Genomic DNA, 20,743 nt, shown 5'->3' with positions numbered 1-20,743 from the left:
GGAGGTCGCCATGCGCAAGGGTCCCGTGCGCCGCGAAACCCAGCCCCGGATCACCTTCTTCCGCGAAAGCGGCCCGGAGGCCAAGGCCCTCGCGGACGCCCTCACCCAGCGTCTCAAGGGTGAGGTGCGCTTCGACGACGGGAGCCGCGCGCTGTACGCCACCGACGCGTCGAACTATCGCCAGGTGCCCATCGGGCTCGTCATTCCCCGCGACGCCGAGGACGTGGTGGAAACCCTCGCGCTCTGTCGGCGCTTCGGCGTCCCCGTGGTCGGGCGCGGCGGCGGCACCAGCCTCGCGGGCCAGGGCTGCAACGTGGCGGTCGTGATCGACTTCTCGAAGTACATGCACCGCTTGCTCGCCCTGGATCCCGTCGCCCAGCGCGCGCACGTGGAGCCGGGGATCGTCCTGGACGACCTGCGAGACGCCGCCGAGCGGCACAACCTCACCTTCGGGCCGGACCCGGCCACCCACACCCACTGCACCCTCGGTGGGATGATCGGCAACAACTCGTGCGGCGTCCACTCGGTCATGGCCGGGCGGACCTCCGAGAACGTCGAGGCCCTCGAGATCCTGACCTACGACGGCCTGCGCATGACGGTCGGCGAGACCCGCGAGGAGGACCTCGAGCGGATCCGCTCGGAGGGCGGTCCCCGGGCCGAGATCTACCAAAAGCTGCTGGCATTACGCGATCGCTACGCCCCGCTCATCCGCGAGCGCTTCCCCAAGATCCCGCGCCGGGTCAGCGGGTACGGCCTCGACCAGCTGCTGCCCGAGAACGGCTTCCACGTGGCCCGCTCGCTGGTCGGGACCGAGAGCACATGCGTCACGGTCCTCTCGGCCCAGTTACGCCTCGTGCCGAGCCCGCCGGCGCGAAGCCTGCTCGTCATCGGCTACCCCAGCGTGTACGAAGCGGGGGATCACATCCTCGAGGTCCTCGCAGCCGGACCCATCGGCCTCGAAGGGATGGACGACCGCCTCGTCGACGACATGAAGGTGAAGGGGCTGCACCCCAAGGACCTGAAGCTACTCCCCGACGGCAGAGGATGGCTGCTGGCCGAGTTTGGCGGTGAGACCAAAGCGGAGTCGGACGCCAGGGCCCAGGCCCTCATGAAGCGCCTCTCGGGCCTTACGGAAGCCCCCACCCTGAAGCTCTACGACGATCCCGTCGAAGAAGCGATCGTCTGGCGGGTGCGGGAGTCGGGGCTCGGGGCGACCGCCTTCGTGCCCGGCAAGCCCCTCACATGGGAGGGCTGGGAGGACTCGGCCGTCGCCCCCGAGAAGCTGGGCGGCTACTTGCGTGCCCTGCGCAAGCTGCTCGACGATTACGACTACGGCTGCGACCTGTACGGGCACTTCGGCCAGGGCTGCGTCCACACCCGGATCGACTTCGACCTGGAGACCGCCGCCGGCATCGCGAAATTTCGGTCGTTCGTCTCGGAGGCGAGCGACTTGGTCGTGAGCTTCGGGGGCTCCATCTCGGGCGAGCACGGCGACGGCCAGTCCAAGGCCGAGTTCCTCGGGAAGATGTACGGGCCCGAGCTGATCCAGGCCTTCCAGGAATTCAAGGCCATCTGGGATCCGGCGGGCAAGATGAACCCGGGCAAGGTCGTCGAGCCCTACCGGGTGGACCAGAACCTGCGCCTGGGCAGCGATTACCTGCCGCCGAAGGTCGAGACCCACTTCAAATTCCCGGAGGACGAAGGCAGCTTCGCCCGTGCCAGCCTGCGCTGCGTGGGGGTCGGCGAGTGCCGCAAGGAGCACGGCGGCACCATGTGCCCCAGCTACATGGTCACCCGCGAGGAGAAGCACGCGACCCGCGGCCGCGCGCGGCTGCTCTTCGAGATGCTCCAGGGCAACCCCTTGAAAGGCGGCTGGAAGGAGGAACGCGTCAAGGAAGCCCTCGATCTCTGCCTCTCTTGCAAGGGCTGCAAGGGCGAATGCCCCGTGAACGTGGACATGGCCACCTACAAAGCCGAGTTCCTCTCCCACTACTACGCAGGGCGCCTGCGGCCGCGCTCGGCCTACGCCTTCGGGCAGATCCGCCGCTGGGCGAGCCTTGCGAGCTGGGCGCCCAGGCTCGCGAACCTCGCGACCCAGACCCCGCTCTTGGCCCCTATCGCCAAGGCGATCGCAGGGATGGCTCCATCCCGCGAGATTCCGGCCTTCGCCCCGCAGACCTTCCGGCGTTGGTTCGCCGAACGGCCCGAGATGCGAAAGAGTGCCCCGCCGGTCCTGCTCTGGGCGGACACCTTCAACGACCACTTCCACCCCGAGGTGGGGCAGGCCGCCGTGGAGGTCCTGGAGGATGCGGGCTTCCGGGTGGTGCTGCCCCCGAGCGGCCTCTGCTGCGGCCGGCCCCTCTACGACTACGGCTTCCTGGACCAGGCCGAAAACCAGCTGAAGGCGATCCTCGAAGCCTTGCGCCCCGCGCTAAGCGAAGGAACGCCCATCGTGGGGCTCGAACCCAGCTGTGTTGCGGTCTTTCGTGACGAGTTGTTCAACCTCTTCCCCAACAACGAGGATGCCAAGCGCCTCAAGGACCAGGTCTTCCTCTTGAGCGAGTTCCTGGTGAGCGAGGGCTACGCGCCTCCCAAGCTCGCAGGCAACGCCCTGGTGCACGGCCACTGCCACCAGAAGGCCTTGATGGGCATGGACAGCGACATGAGCCTGCTCAAGCGACTCGGCCTTGACGTCGAACTCCTCGACTCCGGCTGCTGCGGCATGGCTGGGGCCTTCGGCTTCGAGGCGGCGCACCACGACGTGGCCATGCAGGTCGGCGAGCGTGTCCTGCTGCCGGCCGTGCGCGAGGCCGCCGAAGACACCCTCGTCGTCGCGGACGGCTTCAGCTGCCGCGAGCAAATCCGCCAGAGCACCCCCCGCGAGGCCCTGCACCTGGCAGAGGTCCTGGCCCTCGCGCTCAGGCAAACGCGCCCGCAGCCGGTCGAAGCCCAGGCTCCAAGCAGGCGGAAGGTCGGGGTCGGCGTAAGAATAGGCGTGCTCGCCCTCGCCGTGGCGGGCGGGCTTGCGATCGCCTTGCGCCGGCGTCGGCGCTGAGCGAAAAGGAGAGGTCATGAAGGCCGTCGTCGTCCTCGCGAACCAGCCCCAGAGCCTGCACCTCGCCGAGGTCGCGCCTCCCGAGCCGAGCCCGGGCGAGGTGCAGGTGAAGGTCCTCGAAGTCGGGCTCTGCGGCACCGACCGCGACATCGTCCAGGGCAAGTACGGCGAGCCGCCGCCGGGAGAGTCCCTGCTCGTCATCGGGCACGAGAACCTGGGGGTCGTCTCACACCTGGGCGAGGGCGTCACCGCGTTCTCGCCCGGCGAGCTGGTGGTTGCGACCGTCCGGCGCCCTTGCCCCGAGCTCTGCCTCAACTGCCAGGCAGGCGAGCCCGACATGTGCCGGACCGGCAACTTTCGCGAGCGCGGGATCAAAGGGCTGTCGGGCTTTGCGACCGAAGCCTACGTGGAACAGGCCCGGTACCTGGTCCGGATCCCCGAGCGCCTGCGCCGGGTCGCGGTGCTGCTTGAGCCCCTGAGCGTCGTCGAGAAGGCCCTGCGCGAAGCCTGGTTCATCCAAGAGCGCCTCATCTGGCGACCTGAGCGGGCCTTCGTCACCGGCGCCGGCCCCATCGGGCTCCTCTCGGCGATGGTGCTGCGCCTCAAGGGGCTGGAGGTGCACCTGCTGGATCGCGTCGCTCCTGAGCACCCCAAGGCGCGCCTCGCCCAGGCGCTGGGGGCGAGCTTCCACCACGCCGACGCCCACCACGGCCTGGGCGAGCTCTCGGCGAGCGTCGGGCGGCCTGATGTGATCGTCGAGGCGACCGGGGTGAGCAGCCTCTCGTTTCCGGCGGTCCTCGCCCTCTCGTGCAACGGCATCCTCGTGCGGCTGGGCCTCAGCCCCTCCAGGCAGCTGATCTCCCTGCCGGGCGACGTCATCAACCAGACGATGGTCCTCGAGAACATCCTGGTCCTCGGCAGCGTCAACGCCAACGTGCAGGACTTCGACCAGGGGATCGCGGACATGCTCGCCTGCGAGCAGCGCTTCCCCGGCTGGCTCGAAGGGCTGATCACCCGAAGGCTCCCGCTCTCGGCGCTCACGCGCGCCTTCGAGCGGGAGCCCGACGACGTCAAGGTCGTGCTGGAGGTGGCGGCTACTCCTTGATGCCCGCGAAGATCTCGCGCAAAAAGGCGATGCCGTAGCCGGTCGCCTGCCCTCGCTCGATCTTGGGCGGGAAGGGGATCTCGTTCGGCTCGACGATCGCATCCACGATGGCGGGCTTGCCGGAGGCGATGGCCTCACGCACCGCGTCGTGGGCGTCGCGCGGATCGTCCACCCGGACGCCGAACCCGCCGCACGCCTCGGCGAACTTGGCGAAGTCCGGGTTGTGGAAGCGGATCCCGAACTCGGGGATGCCCGCCACGGCCTCCTCGTACTTGATGAGGCTCAGCTTGGAGTTGTTGAAGACCACCACCACGATGGGCAGGTCGTACTGGACCGCCGTCGCGAACTCGCCCATCCCCATCACGAAGTCCCCGTCGCCCACCCCGGCGAGTACCTGGCGCTCGGGACAGGCGATCTTCGCCCCGATCGCATACGGCAGGCCGCACTGCATGGTGCCCATCAGGCCCGAGCCGATGAAGCGCTGGCGCCCGTTCACGAAGAAGTTCCGCGCCATCCAGACCGTGTTGGCGCCCGAGTCGGTCGCGATGATGGCGTCGTCCTCCGCGCAGTCCTGGAGGGCCCGGGCCATGACCTGCGGGCGCATGGGGGTGCGATCGCTCCTGCTCTGGCGATCCATCATGGCGTTCCACTCGGCGCGCGAGCGCTGGTTGCGGGCGAGCCACTCGCGAGACTCGTGGTACTGGCAGGCCTTGAGGATCATGGGCACGGCCGCGTGCAGGTCGGCCGTGAGGCCAAAGGTCACGGGGTAGCGCTTGCCGATCTGGTACGGGTCCTGGTCGATCTGGATGCTCACGCACTGGCTGCCGTGGGGCAGGAAGTCGTTGTAGGGAAACGAGGTCCCGAGCATCAGGAGCAGGTCCGCATCGGCGATGGCCTCGACCGAGGGCCGGGTCCCGATCAGGCCCAGACCGCCGAGCACGTGGGGGTCGAAGTCCGAGACGACCTCCTTGCCCCACAGCGCCTTGATGATCGGCGCGCCGAGCTTGTCGGCCAGTTGAACCAGCGACGTCTCCAGGCCCTGACAGCCGCGCCCGATGAAGATCACGGGGCGCTTGGCCCTGTCCAGGATCTCGACCACCTTCGCGATCGCCGCGGGATCCGGCGCGTGGGTGGGGCGGGCGAAGAGGTGGTCCGCACGGGGAGCGTTCTTGGGCAGAACCTCGAGCCCCAGATCGACCGGGACGCTGAGGTGCGCCGGGCCGCTGCGGGCGTAGGCGGCACGGATGGCACTCGCGGTGATGATCCGGGCGTTGAGGCTGCCGCCGAGCACCCCGTTCCAGACGGTGCAGTCCCCGAAGGTCAGAAAGGGGTTGAACTCCTGGTTCTGGTCGGTGCCAAGGTTGAAGGAGTCGGTGTTGCCCGTCAGCGCCAGGAGGGGGATCTTGTCGCGGTGGGCCTCGAAGAGGCCGTTGGTGAGGTGGGCGGCGCCGGGGCCCGCCGTCGTCAGGCAGGCGGCGAGCTTCCCCGTCAGCTTCGCGTAGGCGGTGGCCATGAAGGCCCCGTTCTCCTCGTGCCGGACCAAGACGAACTTGATCCGGTCCCGGTGCTTGATGAGGCCGTTGACCAGGCCGTCGACATTGTCCCCCGGGATCCCGAACACGTACTCGACGCCCCAGTCGACCAGCGTCTCGATGATCGCCTCGCCGGTCGTCTTCTGTAGACCGCTTCGAACCTGATCGAGCGGCGAGCGAGAAATGGGCATGCATACCTCCCCGAGAAGGCCTGGACGCCGGGTGGCGTCGGAGTCACGCCTCTAAACTAGAGAGGCGCCCCCCGCCTGGCGATGGCCCATTCGCTCAATCTATTCGCGAACTTGCAGGAAGTTGTGCCCAAGGCGCCCTTTCGCCACGCCCTAGTCCTGGGACTTGATTTCGTCCAGGTGCTCCGAAACGGCCTTGACCACCTCCACCGGGCTCTCGATGCGCTCGGGCATCCGGTCGAAGGCGACCCGCAGGTTGACCCGGCGATCCTTGGACCACTGCACCTCCTCGTCGGGGAAGCGTGAGAGAATCTCGCGCTTCGAGGCCGGAAAATCCAGCCCCTTGAGCTTCTCCGTCACCGCGGTCACCCCGTAGGGGCGATGACCCGGCCGGTGAGCTCCGACGTTCTTGTGATGCGGCGTCTCATGGAAGGTAACTGTCTTCTCTTCCGGCGTCCCCTTATGGAAGGTGACCTCCCGCTCCTTGCCCGTCTCACGCTCCGCCATGATCTCCTCCTCTCTTCGCCATCAGGCGTCGGGTGCGGTGGCACCCGACGCCTGAGGTCGTCCAGCGATTAGGAACGGCGCACCACCAGCGCGCTACTTCTGGCGCTTCCTGGCCTCGGCGCCCTTCTTCCCGATCTCGGAGAAGAATTCCGCGCCGCGTTCTTTCTTGACGGTCTCGCCACCCTTGCGACCGCGCTCGGCGAGACTTTCGCCGCCGCCTTGGCCGTGCCGTGCCTCGCCGCCCTTGTGGCCGATCTCCGAATAGAACTCGGAGCCGCGCTCCTGCTTGACGGTCTCGCCGCCCTTGCGGCCGATCTCGGCGAAGTGCTCGGGGCCGTACTTCTCCTTGACCGCCTCGCCGCCCTTGTGGCCGATCTCCGAGTAGAACTCGGGACCGCGCTCATCCCTGACGGTCTCGCCGCCCAATCTTCCGGCCTCTTGGACCGTCATGCCTTCTTTTCTCGATTTTTCCGTCCGACCTTTGCGCTCAGCCATGACGCCCTCCTTTGCCGGTTCGACCGGCCTCTTTGCGAATTCCAGGCGCGTTGTCGATTCCCTACAAAAACACCCCTGTCATAGTCCTCAGCCGGGCTTGAGTCAACGCGCGCCAGTCCGTGCCCACAAGGCGTAAGGCCTCACGAAACGCCACGCCCAGCCCGCGAAGGCGGGCTGGGCGGTAGCGGTACAGGCAAAGAAGGCTTCCGGCGAGGGAGCCAGGCGGATCATGGGGAGAGCGTGTCGCGGGCAAGGCGCGCGAGCACCTGCCGCACGACGTTCGGCGGCAGGCCATCGATCGCGTTGAAGGGCTTGAACTGCAAGCGCCGGACCAGGTGCGGCGCGCCGTCCATGCTCGTCTCGTGGCAATAGACGAGGGCGACGGGCAGGGCCCCTTGGGTCTTGCGCACCTGCCCCCGCTGGTGGCGCGCCAGCGACTTGGCGATGTCGCGCGTCACCCCGGCAAAGTAGGTGCCGTCCGAACAGCGCAACTGATAGACCATCCAGCGGTTGTCCTGTTGTCCGTTTTCCATGGCCCACCTCGCCTTGGGGCGATCGCAACTAGAAGCGCAGCTCGACCCCGGCCGTCACGGCGAGGTGCTGGTCCTTGCCCGCCGTAGCGGGCGCCTCCCAGCTCGCAACCCCCGCGGTGCCCCGCAGCGTACCGACCAAGGGCGCATCGGCACCGAGCTCGTAGTGCAAAAGCGCTTGCCCGGGCGCCTGACCGAGCAGCATGCTTGAAACGCCGGCCTTGGCGTGAAGGCCCCAGTCGTTGGGCAGGCTCCAACGGGCGATCGCCCCCAGGCTGGGGCCCAGGGCGGCGCCGTTGCCGCCGAGCATGGCCTGCGCGCCGAGGTAGGGCTGGAGCTGGAAGGGGCCCCAGGTGGGCAAGGCCCACATGCCGCCGATCTCCTCGGAGAGGCTCAGGCCGGGAAGCAGCCCGACGCGGGTCTCGGAGAGCAGGAACCAGCCGCTCGGGTAGGCGATGAAGCGGCCGCGCAGCGAGAGGTCGGTGCCCCCATTCGCCTGCCCCGGGTTGAAGACGCTCGCCGCGAGGTCGAGACGCAAAGGGTTCAAGGCCTGCAGGCGCGGATCGCGTTCCTGGGCGGCCGCCTGCTTGTCGCTCGCGGTCCGGGTGACGAGGGCGCGGATCATGGGGAAGGTCTGGCCGATCGCCTGGGCGTACTGGTAGCGGGTCAGCTCTTCCGGCCCGCGGAACGAGCCGTCCGGGAAGCCGACCATCACCTTGTAGCGCGAGGACACCCCCAGGACCTCCTCGTAGGCCCACGAGAGCGAATCCATGTCGCTGAAGCGCGCCTCGCCCTTGCCGGCGGGCCGCACCAGGTCCAGGGCCTCCGCGCGGCGCATGAGGTTGTGGATCACGACCGCCATCTCGTAGCGGGTGACGCTCCGGGAGCCGTAGAAGGCGTAGGAGGTCACGTCGGGGATGTTGGCGAAGAGGCCGTAGTCATTGGCGAGGGTGAGCAGGTTCGTCCGCGCCTCGCCTGCCGGCACGTCCTTGAAGACGAAGGGCGCAGCCCCCGCGCGGGGCGCGCGCCATGAGGTCTTGGAGAGGGCTTCGAGTTCGCGGATGAGGACCTTGAGGCTCTCGGCGAACTGGTAGCGGGTGAAGGGCGCGTTGCCACGGAAGAAGCCGTCGGCATCCCCCTTCATCAGGTCACGCTTGAGCGCGACCTCGAGCACGCCCTGCTCGGCCCAGTGCCCCATCGGCACGTCCTTGAAGGTGTCCGAAGCGGGGCCGGCGAAAGCGGGCGAGGACGAGAGCGCCACGGCAGCGGCAACCCCCGTCGAGGCGAGGAGGAGGCGGGTTCGAGCAAAGGGGGTCATAGCCTGATCTTGTCCTTCAATTTCGTGTATCGCTTGGGGGTCATGCCGCTGACGCGGCGCAGGTCGTCGAGCGAGCGGTACGGTCGCGCCGCGATGATGCGCTGCGCCATGAGCTCGCCGATTCCCGGCAGTTGCCTGAGCTCTCGGCTGGTCGCCGCGTTCAGGCTGATGGTCGGCCGTGTCTCGGCCGAGCGAGAGGGGTGTGCTCCCCAGGAAGGGGCGGTGGGCGTCAGGAGGGTCGTCATGCCCAGCGTCGCCAGCACGGCATATGTCGATTGCCAACGCTTCATCACGAGGCTCCAGCATCCAATCGATCAGGCGGATGCCCGCTCGGGCATCCGCCTGCCGGTCCGGCTCCTACTTGGCGGCGCGGGCGACTTTCCGGTGCTTCTTGCCGTGTACCTTTGCCTTGTGGGCCTTCTTCTTGACCGACTTGGTGGCCTTGTGGGCCTCATGCTTGGCGCTCACGGCGCTCACCTTGGCCACGGGGACCGGCTTGGCGATTGCAGGGGCCGAGACGAAGACCGATGCCATGAGCGCAGGGACGATCAGTGCAGCAAAACGACGGTTCACGTGGCACTCCTTCCGATGAGGGGACAGGGCGTCTGTCCTACAAGGCCCATCGTGCCACGGCATGCTAAGAGGAGGCTTACGATACGCGCTCGGAAGCTGAGAGTTTGCTTAGAGAATGCTTAGAGAGCGGCAGCCGGACCGTGAAGGTCGTGCCCCTGCCCACTTCGCTCGCGACCTGGATCGTCCCGCCGTGGGTGGTCACGATGGCCGAAGTGATGGCGAGGCCCAGCCCGCTGCCGCCCGAGTCGCGGCTGCGCGCGTCGTCGACCCGGTAGAAGCGATCGAAGAGCTTTGCGATCGCCTCAGGGGCGATGCCCACCCCCGCGTCGGCAACGCGCAGGATCGCCTCGTCCGCTTCGCTTTCGAGCGACAGGCGGACCTCCCCGCCCTGCTGAGTGGCCCTGAGGGCGTTATCGATGAGGTTGACGAGCACCTGCCTCAGGCGATCGTCACTGCCCACGACCCACAGCTCCGGGATGGGCGCTCGCACGGCGAGCCTCGGAAAGAGGGGCTCGTAATGGTCGGCGATCCCCTTGAGCAGCTGCCCGAGATCCAGTGGGGCGAAATCGGCGGCGTGCAGGCCCTCGTCCGTGCGAGCGAGCACCAGCAGATCGTTGACCAGGCGCGAGAGGCGGTCCACCTCCGCGATCGCCGTCCCGGCCCAGCGTTCGCACTCCTCTGGACGGGCCGCCCCCAGGCGCTGGATCAGCTGCAAATGGCCCCGGATGGCGGTCAGCGGGCTCTTGAGCTCGTGCGAGGCGTCGGCGACGAAGCGCCGCTCCATCTCGAAGGAGGCCTGGAGCCTGTCGAAGAGGCGATTGAAGGTCTGGGTCAGCTTGCCGAGCTCGTCACGCCGGGCGCCGCCCACGGGCAAACGCCGGTGAATATCGGTCGGCATCCAGCTGTTCACCTCGTCGGTGATGGCCGAAACCGGCGCCAGGACGCGCCCGGCGAAGAGATACCCGACCCCCAGCGCGAGCAGGAGAGCGAAGGCCCATCCGGCGAGCTCATAGGTCCTGAACTCGTGCAGGGTCCGCTTGATCTCTTCGAGCGGATAACCCACCTGGATCCAGCCCACCTGCTTCCCTGCGAGCAGCAAGGGGCGGGTGACCAGCAGGATGCGCGGCGAGTAGAAGAGGTGGGGCAGGGGCAGGTCGATCTCACGGAAGCCCGCGACGGGCGGCAGGGGAAACTGCTGGTTGCCGAGGTTCGGGCTCTTGTTCAGAGGGCGCCCGTCCGGGCCTGCGATCTGCACGTAGAGGCCGTCGTCCGAGAAGGCCCGGATCAAGGCCTCGCTCGAACGCAAGTCGAGCCGCATGGCCCCTTTCTGGGTGCGCTCCACATGCAGGTCGCTCAGGTAGTTCTGGACCTGCTGCAAGCGGACTTCGGCGTCCGTGCGCGCCAAGCGGTAGAGCGTTTCCGAGACGCCCCCCACGACCGCGCCGATCCGCACCAGGCCGATGATCGAGAGCAAGAGCGCGAAGAGCAGGGTCAGGCGCAGGCGGATGGTCAAGGGGCTTCGCCCGGCTTGATCAGGTAACCGACCCCCCGCACGGTGTGAATCATCTTCGACCAGCCCTTGCGTTCGATCTTGGTGCGCAGGTAGTGGACGTACACCTCGAGGACGTTGTCCTCCCCGTAGAAGTCCTGTCCCCAGACCCCGTCCAGCAGTTGCTGGCGGGTGAGCAACTGGCGCGGGTGGCGCAAGAAGAGGGTGAGCAGGTCGAACTCCTTGGCGGTGAGGTTGATGCGCTGCTCAGCGCGAAAGACCTCGCGGGTGCTCTCGTCGAGGGTCAGATCCCCGAGCGCGTGGAAGGTTCTAGGTCGGCCGTTGCGCGCGCGAAGCTGCACGTTGACCCGGGCGATCAGCTCGTCCAGGTCGAAGGGCTTCGGCAGGTAATCCGAGGCCCCGCTGTTGAGGCCCTCCACCCGATCCGAGGGCTTGTCCAGGGCCGTCAGCATCAGAATCGGGACGTCCGAGGTCTTGCGCAGGCGCCGGCAGAGCTCGAGGCCGTCCAGGTTCGGCAGCATCCGATCGAGGATGACCAGGTCGGGACTGGTCTGGTAGGCCGCGATCATACCGCGCATCCCGTCGCGCTCCACGCTGACCTCGAAGTGCTCGGCGCGAAGGATCGTGGCGATGAACTCCGCGATGTTCGGCTCATCCTCGACCAGGAGGATGCGAGCGGGCTTGGTTTCCATGGGGACACTCCTCCATCGGGCGCATCTGGCGGCATGATACGCCCCATGCCAGCGAGCGGCAACTTGTCCCGCGAGGCGGCGCTTTCAAAGCAAACCGGGCGCTGCTCGAGACGCAGCGCCCGGTGCCACTCGTCAGCGCTAGGAGTGCGCGGTCGTCTTGGGCTTCTCGCTGGAGACGGCCGGGACCGTGCGCAGGTACTGGATGAGGGCCTTCATGTCGTCGTTGCTCATGCGGTTGTAGGCCATCCAGGGCATGATGGGGCTCAGCATACGGCCGTCCGGCCGCTGGCCGAAGCGGATGGCGCGCTCGATCTGCGCGTCGGTCCAGGCGCCGATGCCCGTGGTCTTGTCCTGGGTGATGTTCGAGACCACCACGGTGTGGCCGTGCTCGGTGAACTTGTTGCCGCCCGAGAAGTACTTCTCCATGACGGGCTGGCCCTTCTCCATGGGGGTGTGACAATCGGTGCAGCTGGCCATGGTAGCCAGGTACTTGCCGCGGCTGACCGGATCGGCGGCAGGCGGCGCCACCGGCTTCTCGAGGGGCTTGGGGATGGTGTTGACGATGAGGCTCAAGGGGAAATCCAGCTCGCGCTTGGGGTGCGAGGCCTTGAGCGCAGGCAGGGTGCGCAGGTAAGCGACGATGGAATGGGCGTCCTCATCGCTCATCTGGTGGTAGCCCGGGTAGGGCATCAAGGGGAAGAGCGCCGTCCCGTCCTTGCTCACGCCCTCGCGCATGGCGCGCAGGATCTCGCCGTCGGTCCACGAGCCGAGGCCCGTCTCGGGATCCGAGCTCAGGTTGGTCGAGTAGATGTTGCCCGGCAAACCGTCCGCCTTGCCGAACAAGCGGCCGCCGGACCATTCCTTGCCCGGAACCAGCCCGTGGGACTCGCTGAGCGGGCTGTGACAGCCGACGCACGACATGACGGTGGTGGCCAGGTATTCCCCACGCGCGACTCGCTCGGGGGTCTTCGCGACGGTCACGCTCTCGGGGGGCCGCTGTGCGGCCTTGAAGAGGGCGCATCCGGAGAGTACGGCCGCAACACTCGCGCTCAGGACGCCGAGGCGGGCGAAAGTTTTGAGCTTGCGCTTGGCAGAAGCCTGCATCATCGACACGTTGGTTCTCCTCCATATTGGGAGAGCCCCGCAGCTGGGAGCCCTTGCTCGCTTGCATACTTGGTGTACCCAGGCCGCGCTCATCTACACTACCTCAAAGCAATCGTCCGAAAATTTGTCATACGCCATGCGCGCTTGAATCTCCATGGCGAGTTGGCGCAAAATGGTGCCTTCAGGCATCATCACGCACCATACGGAGGAAGACTTGAAGCAACGCACGATTCTCGTCACGGGCGTCGGCCGCGTCGGCCAACTGGGAGAGGCCGTCGTCAGGGCCTTTGGGGCGCAAGGCGCCAAGGTGATCGCGATCGTCTACCGGCACGACGAGGCCGCCGATTGCCTCGCGTCGCTGCGGGGCGAGGGGCACGACGTCACGGCCTTCGAATGCGACCTCACCAACGCCGATGAGGTCGCGCGGGTGGCCGCCGAGGTCGGCGCGCTCACGGGCGATCGCCTGGACGGGCTGGTGAACGTCGCGGGTGGCTTCGAGATGAGCGGCCCCGTGCGCGAGAGCGACCCGGGGGTCTGGGGCCGCATGTTCGCCCTCAATGCGACGACCGCTTACCATGCGACCCGTTTCTTCCTGCCGATGCTGCGCAACGCCGAGGGCTCCATCGTCTACATCGGCTCGGTCGCAGCCCTGCTCGAATCGAGCGCGCCCGAGATCTCGGCCTACGCGGCCTCCAAGAGCGCTGTTCTGAAGCTGATGCGCGCGGTGGCCGAAGAGGAGCGCGGCGTGGTCCGCGCGAACGCCGTGGCCCCGACCACCATCCGGACCGGCGACATGGTCGCGATGCTGGGCGAAAACGCCCCCAACACCGTGGCGCGCGAGGCCGTGGCCGATACGATCGCCTTCCTGATGAGCCCCGAGGCGCAGGCCGTCTCGGGCGAGGTCCTGCGACTCCAATAACGACACCAAGCGGCTTACCTCTTTCCGAGGGCGCCCGCTCCTGCTATTATAAGAAAAGCATATTAAGCGACGAGGCTCTGCTCAGTCGCGACCATACGATTGTTAAAAGTGGAGAGTCTGCGTTTAACAGCGCGGACTCTCTTTTTGCGGGATGCCTGGCCACGCGGCTACGGCTGCCCGTTCAGAAGGGGGAAGACCGACCATGGGCAAGAATTCGACCAAGGCTGAAAAGGCCAAGCGCAACCTCGAGTACGCGAAGCTCCACAAGAAGAAGGCGTCGCCCGCTCGCCGCTTCTCGCGTCCGGCTCCGAGCCCCGCGGCGGCCCCCGCGGCTGGCGCTACGGCTGGTGGTCCCAGCACGGGCGCTGCGCGCCCCATGTTCCCGGCCGTGTGCAGCACCTGCGGCATCGAGACCACGGTGCCCTTCGAGCCGACCGCCGGCAAGCCGGTGCAGTGCCGCAACTGCTTCCAGCCCAAGGCCCGCGCATAACGCGGCCGGACGAAAGGAACCAGCTTGACCGCTCATTTCGAGGAGTTTGACCTCCATCCGGCCGTGCAGCGGGGCTTGAAGGCGCTCGGTTTCGAGCGCCCCACCCCCGTTCAGCAGCACACCATCCCGCTGGTCCTGGCCGGGCGTGACGCCCTGGTCCAGGCCAAGACCGGCTCGGGCAAGACCCTGGCCTTCGGGCTCCCGCTGCTGTCGCTGCTCGCGCCCAAGGGGTACCCGCAGGCGCTGGTCGTCGTGCCCACCCGGGAGCTTGCGATCCAGGTCTGCGAGGCGATCGCCTCGATCGGGAGCATGGGGAGCCTCAAGGTGTTCCCCATCTACGGGGGCGTCAGCCTCAACCGGCAAGAAGAGGCCGTGCGTCGGGGGGTGGACCTGGTGGTCGGCACCCCGGGCCGCCTCAAGGACCTGCTGCAGCGCGGCACCCTGAACCTCGGCCGGGTGCGGATCCTGGTGCTCGACGAAGCCGACCAGATGCTCGACATGGGCTTCCGGCGCGACATCGAGCACCTGATGGGCCACCTGCCCCAGCGGCAGCAAACCTTGATCCTCTCGGCGACCATGCCCAAGGAGATCGAGGCGATCGCCCACAAGCACCTCAAGGACCCCGCGGTGGTGAAGCTGGTGCAGCAGGCCGAGGTCTCGCCCCGCGAGATCAGCCACTACTACCTGCGCCTCAAGCCCGAGCAGCGTCTCGACGCCCTCATCGCCATGCTTGAGGACGAGCAGCCGGATCGGGCGATCATCTTCACCCAGATGAAGCACGAGACCAAGCGCCTGGCTCTCAAGCTGGAGCAGCGGGCGAGCATCAAGGCGGGCTTCCTCAACGGCAACATGTCGCAGAACGCCCGCAACACCATGCTCGATCGCTTCCGTTCCGGCGAGATTCGGACCCTGGTGGCGACCGACGTGGCCGCGCGCGGCCTCGACATCGAGGGCGTCAGCCACGTCTTCCACTACGCGGTGCCGACGACCGCCGAGACCTACATCCATCGCAGCGGCCGCACCGGCCGTAACGGCAGCGAGGGCAAGACCGTCATCATGGTGACGGCCGACGGCGAAGCGACTTTCAAGGTGATCCAGAAGAAGATCGCCTGCGAGCCCTTCCCGCTCGACCTGTCGCGCCTGCCGGCTCCCGATCCGGCCGCGGAGGCCGAACCCGCCCGCGCGCCGCGCCAGGGCGGCGGCCGGAATCGTCAGGCCCAGGCAACCGGGCAAGGAAACGGCCGTAACCGGCAGTCCCAGACCTCGGGGCACGGTGGCGACCGGAACCGGCAAGCTCAAGCCTCGGGCCAGGGGGGTGGCCGAAACCGCCAGTCCCAGGCGTCGGAGCAGCCCGCCCGCAGACGTTAAATCCACATGACAAGGCCGGCCGCGAGGTTTCTCGCGGCCGGCCTTGTCGTGTGTCGCAGGAATGAGCGAGTTCCTGCTCGCTAACCCTCGTAGATTAACCAGGCTTAAGTATTTTATTAAATCCCTGTAAAAACCTCACCATCCCTCACCCTCGCCGTGCGATAATGGCCCCTCACCACAGCTTCATCACGAGGTCAAATACGTTGAGTCACCGGGTTCGGACCGTCGGGTTCTATGCAACCATCACCCTGGTCCTGGCCTACAGCGTTTACTGCTTGATCCTCGAACTGCCCTGGATCGACCGCCTCTATCCGGGCTTCACCCTGCGACAGGACAACACGGTTGGCGCAGTGATCCTGCCGGACGCCACCCGGACGCTTAGCTCGGGCGATCGCATCACCCATGTCGACGGCCACCCCGTGGTTTCGGGGCCCTGGCTAAACCGTTACACCGCAGCACGCCCGCTCGGCACCCCCTTGACCTATCAGGTCGAGCGAAAGGCCCGAAGCGCTCAGCACGAGAAATTCCGGGTCACCATCCCCACCCAGCGCTATCCGCTGCGCGCCTGGCTTCGGTATCCCTTGCTCTTCTGGCTGATGGGGCTGTTGCACCTGCTGGTGGGGGCGACCGTCTCCAAGCTCAGCCCGCGCCAGCCGCTGAGCGTTGCGCACTGGCTCTACAGCGTTTGCTCGGCCCTCATCCTGGTCAGCGCCTTCGAGTCGGGCAACACCTACCTGCTCGGTAGCCTGGGCTGCATGATCCCCTTTGCCCTCTTCGGCCCACTGAGCCTGAACCTGGCCATGCACCTGCCGCGCCGCTGGCCCGTGCTGGATCGTCATCCATGGCTGCCGCTCGCCAACGCCGGGGTCGGCGCGCTCTCGATCGCCGCCATGCTGCCCCTCTGGTTCGGGGGGCAGCAGCTCGTGGCCATCCGGCTCCTCTGCGTGCCCGCGTTCATCGGGGTGCTCGCCTTGCCCGCAAGCGTCATCTGGACCCTGCGCAGCCCCGGCAGCTCACCCCGCGAGCGGCGCCAAGGGCGCGTCCTGCTTTGGGGCGGCGTCTTCGCCTTCCTCCCCATCGGCCTGATCGTCGTGCTGGAGAGCGCCGGGGTTCTGCGCAGCCTCCTGCACCCCGAGGCGATCTCGCTCGGCCTGGCGAGCTTCCCGCTCGCGATCGCCTACGCCATTCTGCGCCACCAGCTCTTCGAGATCGAAGGGCTCATCAAGCGGACGATCACCTACTCGCTCGTCATCAGCCTGCTCGCGCTCCTCTACGTCAGCCTCGCGGCGCTCGCCGACTGGCTGATCGGCGGCGATCCGAGGCTGGCGGGCCTCGTCATCACCGCCACCATCGCGATCGTGATCCTGCCCCTGCGCGACGGCCTGAAGCGCCTGGTGGATCGCTCGTTCTACCGCCCCGGCTTCGACCTCCAGGCGCTGACCGAGCACTTCGGCTTGCTCTCGCGGACGACCCGGAACCCGCAGACCCTGCTTGCCGCATACGGCGACCTCATCACCCTGGCCCTGCAGCCTCGCTACCTGGCGGTGCTGTTCCGCGCCTCGACCGAGACCAAGGGCTTCGTCATCGCCGACAGCCGTGGGCACGACCTCCCCCTCGGGACCCTCCTTCAAGCGGATCACCTTGCCGTGCGCGAGGTCCTGGAGGCCCCGGCCCGCCTCTCGCCGGCGCCCCGCGACATCGGGCCGTTCGCGCAGGCCCTGCTCTTGCCGCTGCTCAACCAAGAGGGACGGGTGGGGTGCCTGATCATCGGGCCGGCGAAGTCGGATCTGCCCTACAGCCGGAGCGCGCGCGCCCTGCTCGCCAACCTGAGCCAGCAATTGAGCCTCTCCTATCGCAGCGTCCAGCTCTACACCGAGGCCATCCAGCGCGCCAAAGAGCTGGAGCAAGCTAACGCCGAGCTTCGCGAGCTGGACCACCTCAAGCGCGACTTCCTCAACACGGCCTCCCACGAGCTGCGCACGCCCCTGGCCTCGATCCTGGGGTTCGCCGAGTTCCTGGAAGAGGAATTCGGCGGTCCCCTGAGCCCCACCCAGCACGAGTACGTTTCCCAGATCCAGGAAGGCGGCAAGCGCCTGGCGCGGATCATCGACGACATGCTCGACTTCGCCCGCCTCGAGGCCGGCACGCTCAAGCTCGCGATCGCCGAGACGGATCTCGCGCAGGTCATTCGCACCGAGCTGGAGAGTCTCACCCCGCAGGCTCTCGCCGCCGGCCTGACGCTCGAAGCCAAGCTGCCGGAGTACCCACTGTACCTGCCCATGGACGGCCGTCGGATCGGGCAGGTGCTGCTCAACCTGGTCGGGAACGCCATCAAGTTCACTCCGCGCGGCGGCACCGTCAGCGTCAGGGTCCGCGCCTCCAGCGAGGGCGTCCGCGTCGAGGTGCAGGACACCGGCATCGGCATCTCGATCGAGCACCAGCCGCGGCTCTTCGAGAAGTTCTTCCAGGTGGATGCGAGCCAGACCCGCGAGCGGGGCGGCGCCGGGCTGGGCCTTGCGATCTCGAAGGCCCTGATCGAGCAGCACGGAGGCGACATCGGCGTCGAAAGCACCTTGAAGCAGGGGAGCACTTTCTGGTTCAGCCTCGCCGCCGTGCCGGCGCCTGAACTTGCCCTCCAAGGGCAGACAGGGCATGCTTAAAGGGTTTACCCTCCACGCACCCCCTAAGGATGGCTGATGACGTTGCTTCGAACCCTGCTCCTTCCCTTCCTACTAGCGCTAACAGCGGTCTTACTACCCTCTAGCGCATGGGCCAGCGCGACGGATGGCGCCGTCCCTCTGGATCTGACGGGCACCTGGTTCGGCATCGCCTCGATCGTCATCTTCACGCTGGCCTACGCCCTGGTCATGGGCGAGGAGGCCCTGCACCTGCGCAAGTCCAAGCCCGTCATGGTCGCAGCCGGTCTCATCTGGGCGCTCATCGGGCTCGCGTACGCGCGCGCGGGCGACACCCACACCGCCGAGACCGCCATCCGGCACAACCTGCTCGAGTTCGGCGAGCTCTTCCTGTTCCTGCTCGCGGCCATGACCTTCATCAACACCCTCGACGACCGCCGGGTGTTCGACGCGCTGCGCGCCTGGCTCGTGGGCCGCGGCTTCTCGCTGCGCGGCCTGTTCTGGGTGACGGGCGCCCTCGCCTTCTGCATCTCGCCCATCGCCGACAACCTGACGACCGCCCTGCTGATGGGGGCCGTCGTGCTGGCGGTCGGAGCCGGCAAGCCCAAGTTCATCGCAGTCGCCTGCATCAACGTGGTGGTCGCCGCCAACGCCGGGGGCGCCTTCAGCCCCTTCGGGGACATCACGACCCTCATGGTCTGGCAGAAGGGCCTCGTGACCTTCGGCGAATTCTTCGACCTGTTCCTGCCGTCGCTGGTCAACTGGCTGGTGCCCGCGACCCTGATGGCCTTCTCCATCGAGAAGGGCAAGCCCGACCCCATCACCGAGAAAATCGAGATGCGCCGCGGCGCCATGCCCGTCCTTTTCCTCTTCGTCGGCACCATCGTGCTCTCGGTGTGCTTCCACAACTTCCTGCACCTGCCCCCGGTGCTCGGGATGATGACGGGCCTCGGCGTGCTCAAGCTCTACGGCTACTTCATGAGCCGCGCGCCCCACCCCCAGGTGGCCGTCATCAACGAGCCGGACGACGTCTTCGCCGAGCCGCTCGCCATCCCCCACGCCCACGTCCACAAGGATCGCTTCGACGTCTTCAAGCAGCTGGAGCGCGCCGAGTGGGACACCCTCATGTTCTTCTACGGGGTCATCGTCTGCGTGGGCGGCCTGGGCACCCTCGGCTACCTGACGCTCGCCTCCAACTGGATGTACGGGGACCTGGGGCCGACGGCCGCCAACGTGCTCGTCGGGCTCCTCTCGGCGGTCGTGGACAACATCCCGGTCATGTTCGCCGTGCTCTCCATGAACCCCGACATGTCCCACGGCCAGTGGCTGCTCGTCACGCTCACCGCGGGCGTGGGCGGCTCGCTGCTCTCGGTCGGCTCGGCGGCGGGTGTCGCCCTGATGGGCCAGGCCCGCGGGGTCTACACCTTCTTGTCGCACCTGCGCTGGACCTGGGCAATCGCCCTGGGCTACGCGGCGAGCATCGGCACGCACCTGGTCATCAATCGCGCGTTGTTCTAGGTTCTCGCCCCATCCTTCCCCCCGCCCCTGGCGGGGGGATTCTTATTGCTCGGCGGCCCCTTCGGCCTCTCGCGCCAGCAACTCGCGCTTGCGCTCGACGCCCCAGCGATACCCCGATAGCGCGCCGTCACTACGCACGACGCGATGGCAGGGAATCGCCACGGCCAAGGCGTTCGCCGCGCAGGCTTGGGCGACCGCTCTGACCGAACGAGGCGAACCGATACGGTTGGCGATATCGGTGTAGCTCATGGTCGTGCCGACGGGAATCTCGCTCAGCGCGCGCCAGACCCGCTGCTGGAAGGCGGTGCCTCGAATATCGAGCGGCAAGTCGAGGCCCAAAGCCGGTGCCTCGATGAAGCCCACCACCTTGGCGATGAGGTCTTCGAAGTCGGCATCCCCGCCGATCAGTTCGGCCTTTGGGAAACGGTCCTGCAGATCGCGCACCAGGGCCTCGGGGTCGTCGCCCATCAGGATGGCACAAACGCCCCGCTCGCTCTTGGCGATGAGCACGCTCCCGAGCGAACACTCGGCGATGGCGAAGCGGAGCTCGGCGTTGGCGCCGCCGTTCCGGTAGGCCGTGGGGGTCATCCCGAGGATCTGATGCGATTCCTCGTAAAATCGACCGTTCGAGTTGTAACCGGCGTCGAAGATGGCTGACGTCACCGTTCCTCCTTGGGTGAGCTCGTTGCGCACGCGCTTCGCGCGATGCGCTGCCGCGTATCCTCTCGGGGTGAGGCCCGTGATCGCCTTGAAGATGCGATGGAAGTGATAGGGGCTGATTCCCGCGTGCTGCGCAAGCTCAGCGAGGCTCGGCTTCCTCTCCGAGGCCTCGATGAGGCGGCAAGCTTCCGTGACCTTCTCGGCCTGTTGCTCGCTCAGCGCGGGCTGATCGGGCTTGCAGCGCTTGCAGGGACGAAATCCTGCCAGCACCGCAGCCTCGGCCGTCTCGTAAAACCGGACGTTCTCAGGGCGAGGGCGCCGCGCGGCGCACGAAGGCTTGCAGTACACACCCGTCGTCTCGACCGAGTAGTAAAACCGGCCGTCCATTGCAGCGTCCCGAGCGACGAGCGACGCCCAGCGCGGGTCGTTTTCAGTGGCTGCGGCCTGCTGCGTGCGCTTCTCCAGGGCCTTCATGGGCGCTCCTTTCAGGGTTGCTCCTCGTGAATCCACTGTAGCAGCACCCGCCGCCCCTCGCACTCCGGC

Annotated in this window: 18 protein-coding genes; 7 read left to right on the top strand and 11 right to left on the bottom strand. The window is 67.4% G+C overall.

The features are described 5' to 3' along the window. The first annotated feature begins 10 nt into the window (after positions 1-10). A complete protein-coding gene (locus J7643_01730) occupies positions 11-3,055 on the top strand; it encodes an FAD-binding protein (GenBank protein ID MBO9539295.1) in 3,045 nt (1,014 codons plus the stop codon). A gap of 16 nt (positions 3,056-3,071) precedes the next feature. Beyond that, positions 3,072-4,160: a glucose 1-dehydrogenase gene (locus tag J7643_01725; GenBank protein MBO9539294.1), complete on the top strand. Its 1,089-nt coding sequence runs from the start codon at positions 3,072-3,074 to the stop codon at positions 4,158-4,160. Here the strand turns inward: J7643_01725 and J7643_01720 are convergent. The 10 genes from J7643_01720 to J7643_01675 all read right to left on the bottom strand — a co-directional run bounded on the left by J7643_01720 (position 4,150) and on the right by J7643_01675 (position 12,618). After that, positions 4,150-5,883, bottom strand: coding sequence for a pyruvate oxidase (locus tag J7643_01720; GenBank protein MBO9539293.1), 1,734 nt, complete (start codon positions 5,881-5,883; stop codon positions 4,150-4,152). The two genes, J7643_01725 and J7643_01720, sit on opposite strands and share 11 nt — an antisense overlap. A 150-nt stretch (positions 5,884-6,033) precedes the next feature. Further along, entirely contained in the window at positions 6,034-6,387 is a 354-nt protein-coding gene (locus J7643_01715) for a DUF2795 domain-containing protein (protein MBO9539292.1), read from the bottom strand. A gap of 93 nt (positions 6,388-6,480) precedes the next feature. After that, positions 6,481-6,882 carry a glucose starvation-inducible protein B gene (locus J7643_01710; protein ID MBO9539291.1) on the bottom strand — a complete coding sequence of 134 codons (402 nt, stop codon included), beginning with the start codon at positions 6,880-6,882 and terminating at the stop codon, positions 6,481-6,483. Positions 6,883-7,109: 227 nt separating this feature from the next. After that, positions 7,110-7,415 carry a hypothetical protein gene (locus J7643_01705; GenBank protein ID MBO9539290.1) on the bottom strand — a complete coding sequence of 102 codons (306 nt, stop codon included), beginning with the start codon at positions 7,413-7,415 and terminating at the stop codon, positions 7,110-7,112. A gap of 28 nt (positions 7,416-7,443) precedes the next feature. Next, the gene (locus tag J7643_01700) at positions 7,444-8,730 is read right to left on the bottom strand and encodes an S-layer homology domain-containing protein (GenBank protein MBO9539289.1); all 1,287 of its coding nucleotides are present in this window, start codon (positions 8,728-8,730) and stop codon (positions 7,444-7,446) included. Then, positions 8,727-9,020 carry a helix-hairpin-helix domain-containing protein gene (locus J7643_01695; GenBank protein MBO9539288.1) on the bottom strand — a complete coding sequence of 98 codons (294 nt, stop codon included), beginning with the start codon at positions 9,018-9,020 and terminating at the stop codon, positions 8,727-8,729. The genes J7643_01700 and J7643_01695 overlap by 4 nt, the downstream gene beginning before the upstream one ends. Before the next feature lie 67 nt (positions 9,021-9,087). Beyond that, positions 9,088-9,303 carry a hypothetical protein gene (locus J7643_01690; GenBank protein ID MBO9539287.1) on the bottom strand — a complete coding sequence of 72 codons (216 nt, stop codon included), beginning with the start codon at positions 9,301-9,303 and terminating at the stop codon, positions 9,088-9,090. 76 nt (positions 9,304-9,379) lie between these two features. After that, the gene (locus J7643_01685; GenBank protein ID MBO9539286.1) at positions 9,380-10,816 is read right to left on the bottom strand and encodes a HAMP domain-containing protein; all 1,437 of its coding nucleotides are present in this window, start codon (positions 10,814-10,816) and stop codon (positions 9,380-9,382) included. Further along, complete coding sequence (locus J7643_01680; GenBank protein MBO9539285.1) at positions 10,813-11,505, bottom strand: response regulator transcription factor; 693 nt, start codon at positions 11,503-11,505, stop codon at positions 10,813-10,815. The genes J7643_01685 and J7643_01680 overlap by 4 nt, the downstream gene beginning before the upstream one ends. Before the next feature lie 138 nt (positions 11,506-11,643). Then, positions 11,644-12,618: a c-type cytochrome gene (locus tag J7643_01675; protein ID MBO9539284.1), complete on the bottom strand. Its 975-nt coding sequence runs from the start codon at positions 12,616-12,618 to the stop codon at positions 11,644-11,646. Between the two features lie 205 nt (positions 12,619-12,823). Here J7643_01675 and J7643_01670 point away from each other — a divergent pair, with 205 nt between their 5' ends. The 5 genes from J7643_01670 to nhaD all read left to right on the top strand — a co-directional run bounded on the left by J7643_01670 (position 12,824) and on the right by nhaD (position 19,540). Then, positions 12,824-13,528: an SDR family NAD(P)-dependent oxidoreductase gene (locus J7643_01670; GenBank protein MBO9539283.1), complete on the top strand. Its 705-nt coding sequence runs from the start codon at positions 12,824-12,826 to the stop codon at positions 13,526-13,528. A gap of 202 nt (positions 13,529-13,730) precedes the next feature. Continuing rightward, positions 13,731-14,018: a hypothetical protein gene (locus J7643_01665; protein ID MBO9539282.1), complete on the top strand. Its 288-nt coding sequence runs from the start codon at positions 13,731-13,733 to the stop codon at positions 14,016-14,018. A 24-nt stretch (positions 14,019-14,042) separates the two neighbouring features. Continuing rightward, positions 14,043-15,386 (top strand): DEAD/DEAH box helicase, encoded by a 1,344-nt coding sequence (locus J7643_01660; protein MBO9539281.1) that lies wholly within the window; start codon positions 14,043-14,045, stop codon positions 15,384-15,386. 203 nt (positions 15,387-15,589) lie between these two features. Further along, complete coding sequence (locus J7643_01655) at positions 15,590-18,046, top strand: hypothetical protein (protein ID MBO9539280.1); 2,457 nt, start codon at positions 15,590-15,592, stop codon at positions 18,044-18,046. A gap of 36 nt (positions 18,047-18,082) precedes the next feature. Beyond that, positions 18,083-19,540 carry a sodium:proton antiporter NhaD gene (gene nhaD, locus J7643_01650; GenBank protein ID MBO9539279.1) on the top strand — a complete coding sequence of 486 codons (1,458 nt, stop codon included), beginning with the start codon at positions 18,083-18,085 and terminating at the stop codon, positions 19,538-19,540. A 42-nt stretch (positions 19,541-19,582) separates the two neighbouring features. On the opposite strand, the gene ada is transcribed toward nhaD, so the two are convergent. Beyond that, positions 19,583-20,674, bottom strand: coding sequence for a bifunctional DNA-binding transcriptional regulator/O6-methylguanine-DNA methyltransferase Ada (ada, locus tag J7643_01645; protein ID MBO9539278.1), 1,092 nt, complete (start codon positions 20,672-20,674; stop codon positions 19,583-19,585). Positions 20,675-20,743: the final 69 nt, after the last annotated feature.

The sequence above is a fragment of the bacterium genome (genome assembly GCA_017744355.1).
Classification (GTDB): domain Bacteria; phylum Cyanobacteriota; class Sericytochromatia; order S15B-MN24; family UBA4093; genus JAGIBK01.
This window is presented reverse-complemented; position numbering and strand designations above follow the sequence as displayed.